Origin of the sequence: Vibrio scophthalmi LMG 19158, from assembly GCF_000222585.1 — a bacterium.
GTDB lineage: Bacteria > Pseudomonadota > Gammaproteobacteria > Enterobacterales > Vibrionaceae > Vibrio > Vibrio scophthalmi.
In genome coordinates, this window is the sequence record NZ_AFWE01000163.1 from 1 (window position 1) to 1,722 (window position 1,722).

A 1,722-nucleotide genomic window follows, 5' to 3' on the forward strand; every position below is an offset into this window, starting at 1 on the left:
TCTCTCTGTGTCATTTTGAGGACGGACGACGGAGCGAGACTGAGCGAAGGAGGAGGACGAGAAATGACCTCTTTACTTGATACATAGAAATAAAGTGATAACAGGGGGATTTTCAGCGTTCTGTGAGCTTCCCTTGATTAGTAGTTACATATCTGCACGCACACACTTCCAAGCCCGATCATCAGGGTGTATATTAAGTTTCATATTGCATACTGCGCGAACAGTTTGCATACAAAAAAATAAACCCTCACGAGTCCGCTAAAACTCTGAGGGCATGACAGACATTCTTGACAGATTTTTGGAAAACCATATGCCTGTAATTAAAGTTTATCACCATGGCATGACTGCTGCCATACCACCTAAGAAAAATAACCACGAACGTGCAAAGCGTGGTCAGGTTCAAGGGTGGTCTAAATCCGCTACCAGAAATAATACCCGTTGGCTTCGCTCTGTATCCCCAAAAAGTTTTGGTAATAATGAAGAGTTCGGAGTTGCTTTCACCTTAACTATTCGTGATTGTCCTGAAAGCTCGGAAGAGTGGCATAAAATTCGAAGGTCTTTTATCGAGAGATTGAGAAGGTTGGGAATGCTTCGCCTTCACTGGGTGACTGAGTGGCAACGTCGAGGTGTACCTCATCTTCACGGCATTGTATTTCTTCCCAAAACAACCCAAACCAAAATGAAGGACAACATCGGAATACCTCTTTCATGGGGTCATGCTATTGAGCAGTCCTGGATTGCTGTGGCCGAAAAATACGGAGCCTCTCCCCGGGGTCAGCATTTGAAAACCGTTACTGATATCAAGGGATGGTTTAAATATTTATCTAAGCACGCTTCTCGAGGCGCAGACCACTACCAGCGTTCATCTTCTGGGGTTCCTTCTGGCTGGATAAAAACGGGTCGTGTTTGGGGTCATTGTGGTGACTGGGTCACTGATGAGGCAGTACAGATTAATGCCTCCAATGAATTTTATTTCGCTCTTCGCCGTATCGTCCGTAAATGGCGACTCTCTGACGCTAGGTCTGCATTCAAAGAAGCCTCCATCCCTCGAATCGTCGATGGTTATTTTGCGTTTGGTAAGGATTATCTATCCAGCAAAAAAAGGATCTCTTCCGCCAGAAAAATGCTTAAGTGCAACGATTATAAAAAATCACAGGTTCGCGGGGTTTCTGAGTGGATAGATTCCGAAAATATTCTTCTTATTGCTGAGATGTTAATTTCTCAGGGATATGAGATTTATCTTTCTGAAGAGGAAGAAGCGCGCCTTTGATGAGTGCTCCAACACCCACCAAAGGCTAATCAAAACTAACTTAACTGGAGTTAATTATGACTACTGAAAATTATTCTATTATTGGCCTGAAAGATCTACTAAACGATCTCGAAAATCTTTCTACCTGCCTAATGACGCTCACCACCGTTCCTGAGCACATCAATTCCTCTGTTTTTGACCAATTGCAGGAGGACCAGTACGCCCTAATTCAGACAATTAACGGTTACGCCACGATGTTGCAGGCCATTCAATCAGGGAATTTGCCAAATTAAAAAGGGGAAGGGGCCCCGTTTCGTCGGGGAAGGGGTTCCCTTTTTTGTTTGGTGAATTTCAGACAAGCGGAAACCATGTGGATTTTAGTCCCATTTGTTAAATCCGCGCGTCAGTAAACCTTTAAATTTGATAAGAGAAGAGAGAGGAGAGCGGGGATGAAGCGAGAGCGCCACGGCTCA

The 1,722-nt window shown here is 44.3% G+C and carries 2 protein-coding genes; both read left to right on the forward strand.

The genetic code is table 11. The features are described 5' to 3' along the window. Positions 1–310: 310 nt before the first annotated feature. Positions 311–1,270 (forward strand): rolling circle replication-associated protein, encoded by a 960-nt coding sequence (locus RH88_RS12875; protein WP_005596614.1) that lies wholly within the window; start codon positions 311–313, stop codon positions 1,268–1,270. Positions 1,271–1,326: 56 nt separating this feature from the next. Continuing rightward, positions 1,327–1,542 carry a hypothetical protein gene (locus RH88_RS12880; protein ID WP_005596617.1) on the forward strand — a complete coding sequence of 72 codons (216 nt, stop codon included), beginning with the start codon at positions 1,327–1,329 and terminating at the stop codon, positions 1,540–1,542. Positions 1,543–1,722 lie beyond the last annotated feature (180 nt).